Origin of the sequence: Gluconobacter cerinus, assembly GCF_025961355.1 — a bacterium.
Lineage (GTDB): Bacteria > Pseudomonadota > Alphaproteobacteria > Acetobacterales > Acetobacteraceae > Gluconobacter > Gluconobacter cerinus.
This window is the reverse complement of sequence record NZ_JAOQNM010000001.1, coordinates 652,457-665,776: the sequence shown is the minus strand read 5'-3', so window position 1 is coordinate 665,776 and position 13,320 is coordinate 652,457. Positions and strand designations below refer to the sequence as shown.

General features: G+C 56.3%; 12 protein-coding genes. All 12 read left to right on the top strand.

Translation table 11 applies throughout. From position 1 onward, the window contains the following. The first annotated feature begins 24 nt into the window (after positions 1-24). The 12 genes from M2305_RS03075 to bamA all read left to right on the top strand — a co-directional run bounded on the left by M2305_RS03075 (position 25) and on the right by bamA (position 13,302). A complete protein-coding gene (locus M2305_RS03075) occupies positions 25-2,325 on the top strand; it encodes a RelA/SpoT family protein (RefSeq protein WP_064273905.1) in 2,301 nt (766 codons plus the stop codon). A gap of 4 nt (positions 2,326-2,329) precedes the next feature. Next, entirely contained in the window at positions 2,330-2,734 is a 405-nt protein-coding gene (gene acpS, locus M2305_RS03070; RefSeq protein ID WP_215765825.1) for a holo-ACP synthase, read from the top strand. Positions 2,735-2,774: 40 nt separating this feature from the next. After that, a complete protein-coding gene (lepB, locus tag M2305_RS03065; RefSeq protein WP_264648538.1) occupies positions 2,775-3,590 on the top strand; it encodes a signal peptidase I in 816 nt (271 codons plus the stop codon). Next, complete coding sequence (gene rnc, locus M2305_RS03060; protein WP_046899789.1) at positions 3,587-4,321, top strand: ribonuclease III; 735 nt, start codon at positions 3,587-3,589, stop codon at positions 4,319-4,321. Before lepB ends, rnc begins: the two co-directional genes overlap by 4 nt. A gap of 25 nt (positions 4,322-4,346) precedes the next feature. Then, a complete protein-coding gene (era, locus tag M2305_RS03055) occupies positions 4,347-5,234 on the top strand; it encodes a GTPase Era (RefSeq protein ID WP_046899788.1) in 888 nt (295 codons plus the stop codon). Between the two features lie 126 nt (positions 5,235-5,360). After that, positions 5,361-6,098 (top strand): UMP kinase, encoded by a 738-nt coding sequence (gene pyrH / locus M2305_RS03050; protein ID WP_086634455.1) that lies wholly within the window; start codon positions 5,361-5,363, stop codon positions 6,096-6,098. Positions 6,099-6,168: 70 nt separating this feature from the next. Further along, positions 6,169-6,735, top strand: coding sequence for a ribosome recycling factor (frr, locus tag M2305_RS03045; RefSeq protein WP_046899786.1), 567 nt, complete (start codon positions 6,169-6,171; stop codon positions 6,733-6,735). 14 nt (positions 6,736-6,749) lie between these two features. Continuing rightward, positions 6,750-7,511 carry a polyprenyl diphosphate synthase gene (gene uppS, locus M2305_RS03040; protein WP_264648537.1) on the top strand — a complete coding sequence of 254 codons (762 nt, stop codon included), beginning with the start codon at positions 6,750-6,752 and terminating at the stop codon, positions 7,509-7,511. Beyond that, positions 7,508-8,356, top strand: a complete 849-nt coding sequence (locus tag M2305_RS03035; RefSeq protein WP_211507370.1) for a phosphatidate cytidylyltransferase — start codon at positions 7,508-7,510, stop codon at positions 8,354-8,356. The genes uppS and M2305_RS03035 overlap by 4 nt, the downstream gene beginning before the upstream one ends. Further along, positions 8,349-9,572 carry a 1-deoxy-D-xylulose-5-phosphate reductoisomerase gene (gene dxr / locus M2305_RS03030; protein ID WP_046899783.1) on the top strand — a complete coding sequence of 408 codons (1,224 nt, stop codon included), beginning with the start codon at positions 8,349-8,351 and terminating at the stop codon, positions 9,570-9,572. The genes M2305_RS03035 and dxr overlap by 8 nt, the downstream gene beginning before the upstream one ends. Further along, positions 9,565-10,665 carry an RIP metalloprotease RseP gene (gene rseP / locus M2305_RS03025; protein ID WP_086634459.1) on the top strand — a complete coding sequence of 367 codons (1,101 nt, stop codon included), beginning with the start codon at positions 9,565-9,567 and terminating at the stop codon, positions 10,663-10,665. The genes dxr and rseP overlap by 8 nt, the downstream gene beginning before the upstream one ends. A 168-nt stretch (positions 10,666-10,833) precedes the next feature. Then, complete coding sequence (gene bamA, locus M2305_RS03020) at positions 10,834-13,302, top strand: outer membrane protein assembly factor BamA (protein WP_086634460.1); 2,469 nt, start codon at positions 10,834-10,836, stop codon at positions 13,300-13,302. Positions 13,303-13,320 lie beyond the last annotated feature (18 nt).

Below are 13,320 nucleotides of genomic sequence, written 5' to 3'. Positions count from 1 at the left end.
TCCTGACTGAGGGGGGTATGCTTCATGCCTGACGCATCTCCTCCTGTTGAGCGCACTGCTGTCGCGACGGGAGACTTCAAACCTTCCATCAGCGGGCTGCTCCGTCGGATCGAGAGTTACGATCCGACTGCTGATCTATCCCGCGTCGAGGCTGCCTATGATCTGGCAGCCGATGCTCATAACGAGCAGCGGCGGGATAACGGCGACGCCTACATCACTCACCCGATTGCTGTTGCCAATATTCTGGCAGGTTTCAGGATGGACACGACGTCCATCATCGTGGGGCTACTGCACGATACGGTTGAGGATACAGGCGTTTCCTGTGCCTCTCTGAAAAACCGATTTGGCGAAGACGTTGCATCCCTCGTCGATGGGGTGACGAAGCTGACGCGGCTTGAGCTGCAGTCTGACCGGACGAAGCAAGCGGAAAATTTCCGTAAGCTTGTGCTGGCCATGTCGCGGGATATCCGCGTCCTGATCGTTAAGCTCGCCGATCGTCTGCACAACATGCGGACGCTGCATTATGTGCAGCGCCTGGACCGGCGGCAGCGTATTGCCCGTGAGACCATGGATATCTACGCGCCGCTCGCCGAGCGCATTGGTATGGACCGGGTCAAGACGGAGCTGCAAAATCTTTCTTTCGCCCAGCTTGAGCCGGAAGCAGACGCCACGATCCGTGCGCGTCTAAACTTCCTGCGCGGGCAGGGCGCAGACATTATTGAACACATTCGCAAGGAGCTGATTGCTCTTTGTGCGGAGGCGGGTCTCGACAAGGTCGAAGTGACCGGGCGCGAAAAATCTCCCTTTTCAATCTGGGAGAAGATGCAGCGACGCAATGTGGCGTTCGAACAGCTTTCGGACATCATGGCGTTCCGTCTGCTCGTTCCAACTCGTGATGCCTGTTACATGGCTTTGGGTGCCATTCATGGCGCCTATCCGATGATTGCGGGCCGCTTCAAAGATTATATTTCCACCCCAAAGGCCAACGGCTACCAGAGCCTGCATACAGGGGTGACACTCCGTCACCCGCGTAATCAGAAGATTGAAGTGCAGATCCGTACGGCGGAAATGCACGATCTTGCTGAAAACGGTGTGGCCTCGCATTGGGCCTATAAAGAAGATGCGACGCCAAGCGAGCGTGAAGCCGCAGCGCTATCTTCGGCTTTTGGCGCCGGTAGCCGGAAGCTGCGTTGGGTGCAGGATCTTCTGGACATTCTGGAAGACAGCCAGGCCCCGGATGAGTTCCTGGAAAATACCAAGCTTGAACTCTATCAGGACCAGGTTTTCTGCTTTACGCCCAAAGGGCAGTTGATCTCGCTTCCCCGGGGCGCAACGCCTGTCGATTTTGCTTATGCCGTGCATAGTCAGGTGGGCGATACCTGCGTCGGAGCCAAAGTGAACGGGCGGCTTCTGCCGTTGCGTCATGAGCTCCAGAACGGAGATCAGGTCGAGATCATGACGGCTCGTGGCGGTACACCGTCGCCGTCATGGGAGCGGTTTGTTGTTACGGGTAAAGCTCGTGCGCGTGTGCGCCGGTTTGTGGCCGCACAGCAGCGTCAGGTACATCTGGACAATGGGCGCGCAGCCATTGCCAAGGCCTTCCGTCAGGAAGGTGTCGATGGCTCCGAAAAAGTTCTTGATGGAATCCTCAAGGAACTTCGGCAGAGCTCTATTGAAGATCTCTACGTGGCTGTCGGGAACGGGCAGTTGGGTCCGAAGGATGTGGTCAATACCGCATATCCGGATCTGCGGCAGAATGGTCGGGCGCCTCGGATGGTGCCGGGTCTGTCACCGCGCTTTGGTCAGTCGCTTCTTTTGGGGGCAGGAAGTGGGCCGGCACGTCAGTCGCCTGTTGTTCAGTCTACGAATATTCTCAAGGGTATCGGCACAGGGATTGCGACGAGTTTTGCCGGATGCTGCCGTCCGCTGCCGGGTGACCCGATTGTCGGCATCATAGCGCAGAGTAAGGGCGTGACGATCCATCGACGTGGGTGCCAGAACCTGTCGAGTTTCGCAGACACGCCAGAGCGCTTCATTGAAGTGGACTGGGATTATGAGGCGCTCGGAAGACGCAAGGACGCGGTTCCTTACACGGCGCGCCTGTCGGTTATTGCGGCAAATGAGCCCGAAGTTCTGGCGACCCTGACCAATACCGCAGCTAAATATAATGGCAGCGTCATCAACCTCAAGATTGTGAACCGTCAGCTCGATTTTATGGAAATCTTGGTTGATCTTGAAGTCCGTGACCTAAGGCATCTCTCGTCACTTATTGCCGCGTTCCGGACAGCTGTGGGTGTGATGCAGGTGGAGCGCGCGAAGGGATGACGGCGTGATTCTTGGCATGGGAACAGACCTGTGCATGATTTCCCGCATCGAACGCAGCATTGAACGGTTTGGAGATCGCTTTCTTGACCGGGTATTCACCGAAGCCGAGCGTAGTCATGCCGAGCGTCTGTCTGGTCAGGCGCGAACGGGAAGTTATGCCAAGCGTTGGGCGGCCAAAGAAGCGTGCGTCAAAGCTTTGGGGACAGGGGTTGCTGAAGGTGTGCAACTTCAGGACATTGGGGTTCTGAACGATAAAAAGGGTGCTCCAAGGCTCGTTCTTTCCGGCGGAGCTCAGCTCGCCTTGGAGCGTCTGACGCCATCAGGATGTCGGGCAGACGTCCTTGTGAGCCTGACGGATGACCCTCCCTTTGCATTGGCGCAGGTCATCATTCAGTCTGTTAGGGTTTGAAGCGCTCGCCATTGCGGGCAAGCTGCGTTAAGAGCGTCCCATGACTCAGGAGAAAAGCCCCGTGAAGGGTTCAGAGAAGGCTGGTGCAAAGCCGGCGGCCCGTGAAGAATCTCTGGGAGAGAGCGTGCGCTGGCTTGCCCTTATGGTGCTGGCTGTCGTCGCCGTGCGTTCTCTGGTGTTTGAGCCGTTCAATATCCCCTCAGGCTCGATGATCCCAACCTTGCAGATCGGTGATTTCGTTCTGGTATCGAAATCCAGCTACGGCTATTCACGGTTTTCGTTTCCGTTTTCGCCCAATCTCTTTAACGGACGGATCATGGGCTCTGAGCCGCATCGTGGCGATGTGGCTGTTTTCCGGTTCACCCAGAACACCTCCGTTGATTACATCAAGCGGATTGTCGGGCTGCCGGGTGACCACATTCGGATGACGGGCGGAAAGCTCTTCCTTAATGGAATTGAGGTACCGCGGACGTCCCTGGGGCATTACGAGGTTGTCGACGAAAATAACCGTCTGCTGAGCGGTGACCGATATCGGGAAGCGCTGCCTGGGAGTGCCGGGCGCCCACCTGTCGAGCATGATATTCTCAAGCTGACGGACGAAGGCTTTGCCAACGACACGCCAGAATATGTCGTGCCGCAGGGTTATTTCTTCGCGATGGGTGACGACCGGGACGATAGCGCTGACAGTCGTTTTCAGGGCGATGGTCCGGATGATCTCGGCTATGTCCCGATGCAGAACCTTGTAGGGCGTGCGCCGCTTGTTCTGTTCTCCATGGATTTGCGGCATCCGGCATGGCAGTTCTGGTACTGGCCGGTCGAAATTCGCTGGAACCGTTTTCTGCATCCTGTCACATGAAACTTTCACAGGAAGAGGCCATGGAGGCCATGGAGCAGGCGCTCGGTCATCGCTTTGCGAACCGGGATCTGCTCGTGGAAGCTCTGACCCATCGTTCTGCGGTTAGCGGGCGTGATCCTCGTCGTGGCAAACGCACGCAGGGCCCTAAGGGAACCGGTTCGAACGAGCGACTGGAATTCATTGGAGACCGGGTGCTTGGCCTTCTGATGGCGGAGTGGCTGTTCGAACACTATCCGCTGGAGCAGGAAGGTGCGCTGGGTCCAAGGCATGCCCATCTTGTTTCCCGGCCGGTTCTGGCTGAAATCGCGGATAACATCCATTTGTCTTCGGCTCTGACAATTTCGCCGCATGAAGAGGCCGCCGGTATTCGGCGCCTGTCCAGCATCCGGGCCGATGCCATGGAAGCGCTGTTAGGTGCTCTTTATCTGGATGCCGGGCTGGAGCCTGCACGGCGTGTTGTCCGTCAACAGTGGGAAGGGCGGATTGACAGTCATGCCCGTCCTCACAAGGAGCCCAAGACCCTTTTGCAGGAATATCTCCTGTCCAAAGGGCTGCCGCTCCCGAAATATGAACTCCTCGCCGCAGAGGGGCCGTCTCATGCGCCCGTGTTTCGTGTGGCCGTTCAGGCATTTGGCCTGACGGGACATGGAGAAGCCGGCAGTAAGAGAGTGGCCGAAAGTGCGGCGGCAATAGATCTTCTGAAACGTCTTGGTCAGAACGTAGCGTCGTGAGGCGCATGTGGAAAAGGATTGGTACATGACCACACGCTGCGGTTTCGTGGCCCTTGTCGGGTCCCCGAATGCTGGAAAATCAACACTTCTGAACCGGATTGCCGGTGCCAAACTGTCGATTGTGAGCCCCAAGGCTCAGACGACACGCTTTCGCACGCTGGGAATTGTGGTTCGCAATAACGCGCAGATCATCCTTGTGGATCTGCCTGGTATTTTCAAGCCACGCCGTCGGCTTGACCGGGCCATGGTCAACGCGGCTTGGACGGGATCTCAGGATGCGGATCTGACGCTTCTCCTGATCGACGCCAAGGCCGGCTTGCGGGATGATGTCCGTGAGATCATTGGCAAGCTTGCAGGTAGCGGCAAGAGAGTCTGGCTTGTTTTGAACAAGACGGATCTTGTTGGTGCTGAAGAATTGCTGCCGCTGACGAAGGATGTCAGCAGCCTGATCAGCGTTGAATATGTGTTCATGCTGAGCGCCCGTTCCGGAGACGGCGTTGATGACCTGATGGATCATCTGGCACGTGAACTGCCGGAAGGTCCGTATCTCTACCCAGAAGACGATCTGACGGATCTTCCGGATCGTCTTCTCGCGGCTGAGCTGGTGCGTGAACAGATCTTCATGCAGACGCATGAAGAGATTCCCTATCAGGCGACAGTCGAGACCGAGAGCTTCAAGGAGCGCCCCGATGGATCAGTGCGCGTGGAAGTTACAATCTACGTGTCACGCCCGGGTCATAAGGCGATCCTGATTGGCGAAGGCGGCCATAAAATCAAATCCATTGGCGCACGAGCACGAATGGAGCTTCAGGGCCTGCTTGAGCGAACCTGCCATCTTTTCCTGAACGTCAAGGAGCGGGCAGGCTGGGATGAAGAGAAGGCACGCCTGAGGGCGATTGGCCTCGAAGAGTAACAGGGTGAAAACGCTGTCAACGGGGCTTTTCATAAGAAGCCTCGTGTCTGACATCGCTTGTTCCCAGCCCTCTGCGTCTGTATGACAGGCGCAAAGTCACCACAAATCCAGCAAGAGACGGGCACGATGACCGAACAACGAGACAAAAGCCCCTCCTACAAACGTGTTCTGCTCAAGGTGTCAGGTGAAGCCCTGATGGGTAAGGGCTCGGGTGGAGTGGACCCGGAAATGGTGGACATGGTTGCTGCCGATATCGCCGCAGTTGTGGCGTCTGGTGTGCAGGTCTGCCTCGTTGTCGGTGGTGGCAACATTTTCCGTGGCCTGTCCGCGGCGGCACGTGGCATGGATCGTGCGCAGGGTGACTATGCCGGTATGCTGGCAACAGTCATCAACGCACTGATGCTCCAGAACGGCCTTGAACGTCAGGGGCTTGAAACGCGCGTCATGACGGCCATTCAGATGGCCGCGATTGCCGAGCCCTACATCCGTCGTCGGGCAGTCCGTCATATGGAGAAGGGGCGCGTTGTTATCTTCGCTGCCGGAACGGGCAACCCGTACTTCACAACGGATACAGCTGCCGCCCTGCGTGCCAATGAAATGGAGTGCGACGTCGTGTTCAAGGGAACGCAGGTTGATGGCATCTATTCCGATGATCCGCGTCGTAATCCTGATGCCGTGCGTTATGATCAGTTGACGTACATGGATGTTCTGGCTCGTCAGTTGAATGTCATGGATGCCGCAGCGATCAGTCTTGCCCGTGAAAATAAATTGCCCATCGTGGTCTTCAACATGCATGCTCCTGGCGCGTTTGCAGCCGTTGTGCGTGGCGAAGGTCGCTTTACACGGGTTATCGAAGCAGGCTGATCGCCTCATTTTTAACGAACCTTTCAGGATATTCTCCTGAACTTACGTTGATTCAGAAAGGAACAGCTTAATGTCTGCTGACCTGAAAGACCTGATGGCTGACCTCACGCGCCGTATGGATGGTGCGATTGAGAGTCTGCGTCGTGACCTCTCTGGCCTGCGGTCTGGTCGTGCCAGCCCGAACCTGCTGGAGCCGATCCGGGTTGAAGCCTATGGCTCCGAAGTGCCGCTTTCTCAGGTGGGATCTATCGCTGTACCGGAAGCCCGGATGCTAACGGTTTCCGTCTGGGATCGTACGCTGGTTGGTGCAGTGGAACGTGCCATCCGTGACGGTGGCCTGGGTCTTAACCCTGCTGCTGACGGTCAGACGATCCGCGTTCCCATTCCGGTGCTGACGGAAGAGCGTCGTAACGAACTGGCGCGTGCAGCCAATCGTTATGCCGAAAACGGTAAGATCGCTGTACGTGGTGTTCGTCGTGACGGCATGGAACAGACGAAGTCGCTCGAAAAGAAGGGTGACATCAGCCAGGACGACATGAAGTCTTGGACGGATTCCGTGCAGAAGCTGACAGACCAGTACGTCAAGAAAGTTGACGATATTCTCGCGGAGAAAGAACGCGAGATCAAACAGGTCTGATACCTTCGTTGACAATGGGATCTCTTCCTCAGACCAGCACGCCTTCTCTTTCATCAAGAGATGGGGAAGGCGCCGCTGTTCCCGTCCATGTTGCCATGATCATGGACGGGAATGGGCGTTGGGCGCGCTCACGCAATTTGCCAGTTGCAGCCGGGCACCGGAAAGGTGCCGAGGCTGTGCAGGATTGCGTTCGTTCGGCCATTCGTCAGGGCGTGCGCTATCTGACGCTGTATGCTTTTTCTTCGGAAAACTGGCGGCGGTCTGCTGAGGAAGTCGGTGACCTGACATCGCTCCTGCGTTTCTATCTACGCCACAAGCTCAATGAATTGCATGAGCAAGGGGTGCGTTTGCGCGTTATCGGAGAGCCTGAGCGGTTCGAAGGAGCGTTGCGCGAGGAATTGCGCCGTGCGGAAGCAAAGACTGCCTCCAACACGACCCTGACTCTGACGCTCGCCCTGTCCTATGGCGGACGAGCCGATATCGTTCAGGCGGCACGACGTCTTGCGGATCAGGTTGCCAATGGAACATTGGCATCGTCAGATATTACTGAGGAGCGTCTGGATCAGGCGCTTCAGACGTCCGATATGCCAGATCCGGATCTCGTTATTCGGACAAGTGGAGAATGTCGTCTCTCCAACTTTCTGCTCTGGCAGAGTGCTTACGCGGAACTGGTGTTCATGGACGTCTTGTGGCCGGATTTCGGGGAAGCTGAGTTCGTTCAGGCGCTCTCGCATTTTGCCGGGCGTCAGCGCCGTTTTGGCGGTCGGCCAGCATGAGCGGATCGTCCCGGTGGTCTGATCTGAAGCTGCGTCTGACGTCAGCTGTCATTCTCGTTGTCGTTGCCGGGGGATGTCTCTGGCAAGGCGGCATGATCTATAACGCTCTCATCCTTCTGGCCATGTTCGGGCTGGTTTGGGAAGGGCTTACCCTCATCAAGCAGCCATTATACACTTGGCGTGGCGTCCTCCTTCTTCTCTGGCCGATGGTGTCAGGGGTTGCGGCCCTTCGCGGTGAATGGAGCGGCGCATTCTGGATGGTTTGGCCAAGCCTCATTTTTGGTATTCCAGCCTGTATTCCTGTTGTCGTCTCCATTCTGGGCGGTCTCTCACTCCTCTGGCTTCGACATTTGCCCTATGGTTTGGAGAGCGTTCTGTTCGTGCTGTGCGTTGTGATCGCCAGCGACAGTTTTGCTTATCTGACAGGCCGCATCTTTGGTGGCCCTAAACTGGCCCCTTCAATCTCTCCCGGAAAAACCCGCTCGGGCGCAATTGGCGGCCTGATCGGTGCGTCTTTTGCCGGGGGAATGGTGGCGTGGCTATCTGGAGCAGGTTTTGTGGGTGGTGGTCTCCTGTGGGGCGCGGTTCTGGGTGTTTTCTCCCAGAGTGGTGATCTGCTTGAAAGTGCGGCCAAGCGTAGACTGAACGTCAAGGATTCCGGCCGTCTGATTCCAGGTCATGGCGGCCTGCTGGATCGTTTTGATGGCCTACTGGCTGCGGCACCGCTTGCCGCGCTTTTGTCACTGGCAGTTGCGGGGCAGGTGTTCTGGTCTGCCACTCCTGCGGATCTGATAGGCGGGTCTGCGCATCGTATCATTCCTCAGGGGGAATCTTCTCATGATTGACGGTTCTGTGGCCAAGCCTCGGCGGATCAGCGTTCTGGGCAGTACAGGTAGCATCGGGACTTCGACGGTCGATCTACTCAAGCAGATGGGCGGCGATATTGAAGTGCGGGCGCTGGTCGGGGGGCGGAATGTTGCCCTTCTTGCGGAGCAGGCTCGTGAACTTCGCGCTGAAATTGCTGTCATTCACGATGAGAGCCTGCACGATGATCTGAAAGCACGGTTGGCAGGGAGCGGTATCCGCACAGCAGCCGGGCGTCAGGCCGTTATCGAGGCTGGTGCGATGGAAGCAGACTGGACCATGGCTGCCATCACAGGTGCAGCGGGTCTGGAGCCAACACTTGCTGCCGCACGCAATGGTCATGCAATCGCGCTCGCCAACAAGGAAGCTCTCGTCTGTGCGGGCGATGTGATGCTCCGGGCTGTTGGCGAAGCTGGTGCGACGCTTCTTCCTGTCGATTCAGAGCATAATGCGATCGCCCAGGCTCTAGGTGGTTGTGATATGAGCACGGTCGAAAAGATCGTGCTGACAGCCTCAGGCGGCCCCTTCCGTCAGTCCACTCTGGAAGAGATGCGTGATGCGACGCTTGAAAAGGCGTTGAAGCATCCTACCTGGACGATGGGTGCGAAAATCACGATTGATTCGGCTTCCATGGCCAATAAGGGCCTGGAGGTTATTGAGGCCGCACGTCTGTTTGGTCTGACAGAAGACCGCATTGATGTTCTGGTGCACCCTCAGTCTGTGGTGCATGGGCTTGTTCAGTTCCGCGATGGCAGTCTGGTCGCGCAGATGGGGTCAGCAGACATGCGTATCCCCATTGCTCACACTCTTGCTTGGCCTGACCGCATGGAAACACCATGCCAGCGCCTGGATCTGACAGCTTTCGGGCGCCTCGATTTCGAGGCCCCAGATGAGACGCGTTTTATTCCCCTACGACTTGCCCGTCAGGTTCTCAGGGCAGGAGGGGCTGCTCCCGCAGTTTTCTCAGCAGCCAATGAAGTTGCCGTGGACGCTTTTCTGAACCGTCGGATAGGATTCCTTGGTATTGGTGAAACCATCGATAGCGCTCTTCAGGCCATGACGGAAAATCCTGAACTGACGACGCTGGATGAAGTCCTGGAATGGGATGCGCGCGGTCGGGCATTGGCAGAAGAGCATATTCTTCGCGAAAGCGGCCGACTGCGGAACACAGTAAGCGAGACTGCCCTGCATGCATGATTTTCTGCGTACCATTCTTGCCTATGTTCTGATTCTTGGTGTTCTCGTGTTTATCCACGAGTTGGGCCATTACCTTGCTGCCCGGTGGCGCGGGGTAAAGGTTGAGACATTCTCCATCGGTTTTGGGCCTGCTCTTCGCCGGTGGCACGACAAATCCGGCACTGAATGGCGCCTGAGCGCGATTCCGCTCGGTGGGTATGTCAAACCGCACGGGTTTGAAGGCCCTGACGATGCCACGGATGAGCAGAAAGCGGCCTGGATTCCCGGGCGCACCTTTCATGACAAGCCTGTCGGTTCCCGCGCGCTGGTGATCGTGATGGGGCCTGTTTTCAATTTTCTGTTTGCGATTGTGGCGTTTACCCTGCTGTTCGCAACGGTGGGCAAGCCGCAGCTTCGCGGGGATATTTCCCAGGTTGTGGCAGGCAGTGCCGCAGAGAAGGCGGGTGTAAAAACGGGTGATGTCATTACCCGGATTGGCTCGCTGTCCATTTCCGGTCCTGAAGATGTCATGGGGACGGTAGCGGCACGACCAGGCGCTGAGACCACACTTGAAGTGCGCCGGAACGGCCAGGATCTGACGTTGCCCGTTACACTTGGCAGCGTAAAGGCTGGCTCCCATCCGACTGGTGTTCTGGGCGTTGGTTTTGCGGCTTCTCCGGGGAAACCGGTTTCGCCGATCAAGGCGGCGGTCATGGGTGTTCAGGAAACCTGGACCATGTCAGTGCGGACGTTGCAGGGGGTCTGGCAGATCATTTCCGGGCAGCGCAGTGCACGGGAACTGGGTGGAACAATCCGAATCGCGCAGATCTCCGGACAGGTCGCCAGCTATGGCATGGCCAGTATTGTGTCGTTCATGGCGCTTCTTTCCATCAATCTTGGGCTGATTAATCTGTTTCCGATCCCGGTTCTCGATGGTGGACGACTGATCTTTTATGCTGTCGAAGCCATTAAGGGACGCCCGGTTTCACGCCGTGTTCAGGAAGTCAGTATGCAGGTCGGAATGGCGCTTATCGGCGCGCTTTTCCTCTTTTCAACAGTGAATGATCTCACGAATCTGGGTCTGTTTCACTGGATGTTTCACGCCGGAAGCTAATGTGAGATACGCCCGGTAACTCTTCGTGAGTGAAGGGAGATCTTGCATGGTGGGGGGATTTTCGGATACCTCCGCCAATGGCGTAGCGTGTCAGGCGCCTGCGAAAAATCTGTTACAAGGAAAACCGGTTTGTCAGGATCACGGTCAAGAGGTTCCCGGTCCCCGAACATGCGTTTGATGCTGCTGGCATCCGCATGTCTTCTCCCGACCGCTCTCGGTGTGGCGGAGGCCCGCTCTGCTCGTCAGCACCAGACATCAGGTGCAACCTCAGGCAACAACGTGATCCAGGCCATTTCGGTCACTGGTAACACGCGTATCGAGACCAGTACGGTTCTGTCGTACATGGTTGCTCAGCCGGGTGACTCTTTCAATCAGGACGATCTGGATCGATCCCTGAAGACGCTCTATGCAACGGGCCTTTTCAAGGACGTCACCCTTCACCGCGATGGTAATACGCTGCTGGTGAATCTGGTTGAAAATCCGATCGTCAATCGTATTGTCTTTGAAGGCAATCATGCCCTGAAGGATGAGGATCTCCGTAAGGAAATCAGTCTTCGTCCCCGTGCGGTATTTTCGTCTCAGACCACGGCTGCCGACCGTCAGAAGATTTTGAATCAGTATGCAGGGAAGGCGCGTTTCGGCGCGACGGTCACGCCGCAGATCATCAAGCTCTCTCACAACCGTGTCGATGTTGTTTTCAAAATCAACGAGGCTCAGCAGACGCTGATCCACAAGATCGTTTTTGTTGGCAACCACGCTTTCAGTGAAGCACGTCTGGCACAGGTGATCTCGTCCAAGGAGAATACCTGGTATCGCTTCTTCTCATCCTCGGATGAGTATAATCCTGAGCGTATCAAGTACGATGCGGAGCTTCTGCGACGCTTCTACCTTCACAACGGATTTGTCGATTTCCACATGATCGACGCGACGGGTGAGCTCTCTCCCGATCACAAGTCCTTCTACGTGACGTTCACCATTCATGAAGGTGAGCAGTATCGCATTGGCAAGATGGACGTTCGTTCCACGGTGCGTCGTGTAACGCCGGAAATGATGCGCAAGCACATCGAGCTGTTCAAGCATCAGATCTACGATGGCACTGCCATCCAGCATAACACGACAAACATGCAGGAGTGGTTGCAGGCTCAGGGGCATCCGTTTGCGATGGTGCGCTCTGAAATCGCCCGTAATCCGGAAAAGCGAATTGTTGACCTTCTGTTCGATGTGACTGAAGGGCCGCATGTTTATGTCGAGCGTATCGATATCAACGGCAACACCATTACCCGGGATAACGTGATCCGACGTAACCTGCCCATGGCAGAGGGCGACCCGTACACCCCATTTGACAAGAAATATTCCAAGCTGGCCCTTCAGGACCTCGGATATTTCAGCACGGTATCTGTTGATCAGACACAGGGCTCTGCTCCTGACCGTGTGAACGTGTCTGCCAACGTGGTTGAGAAGCCGACAGGTGAGTTCTCACTGGGTGGTGGTTACTCCACAGACGTTGGTGTGCTGGGTAATGCGTCCATCAAGCAGCACAACATGCTTGGCACGGGTATTGATGCCGGTATCTCGGGTACGGTTGCGTACTATGAGAAGCAGGCTGACATCTCCATTACGGATCCGTACTTCCTGAACCGTAACCTGGTGGCTGGCGCTGATTTCTACTTCATCCAGAACAACTACCAGACGTATCAAAGCTACAAAGAATCCCAGTACGGCATGAGCCTGCGTCTCGGGTATGCCTATAACCGCTATCTGTCGCAGTCCTTTAGCTACACGCTGGTCGATCGTCAGGTTGGCAACTTCTATGATGCCGCAACGGTTGCAGCTGACCCGTCCTATATCGAATGGGTGCCGTCTGTTTACGTTCAGCAGTCTGCAGGTTGGTCGCTTCTGTCGCAGCTGAGCACCTCCCTGACCTATGACCGTCGTGACCGTCGTATGAATCCTCATGACGGTTACATGATGAAGCTGGGCGGTGATTTCGCGGGTGTTGGCGGAAACGCCAAGTATTTCCGTGTGAAGGCTGATGGCGCGTACTACCTGCCGCTGGACAGCATTACTGGCAGCCATGACTGGACCATGCAGTTCAAGGGCGGCGTGGGCTACATGGGCGACTGGGATTCCAACAGCAAGCGCAACATCATTGATAACTTCTATCTTGGTGGTGAAAACCTGCGAGGCTTCCTGCAGGGTGGTGTAGGCCCGCGTTCTGGCCATATCTGTACGGGAGCATATGTCAGCGGGTCCTGCCCGACGCTTGATTATCTTCCGCGTCAGGGTCAGGAAGATTTGCTTGGTGGCCGTTTCATGTACACGGCTTCCGCGCAGCTGAACTTCCCGATGCCGATGGGTGACGATCTTGGTATTTCCGGTCGTTACTTTGTTGATGCTGGTAGCCTGTCGAGCGTACGTGTACAGAAGAAGTACACAGACTATTCTCGCCGCTTCGAGGCCGGGTATCCTTATACCCCAATTAATGGTGACACCATGATCCCGCGTGTTTCCACCGGTCTTGGTATTTCCTGGAAGAGCCCGTTCGGCCTTGTGAATATTGATGGTGCCATTCCGCTGCGTAAGGAAAAGGGCGATCGTCTTTACCCGCTGCGCTTTGGCTTCGGACAGCAGTTCTAAGAACTGCGTGTCTGATTT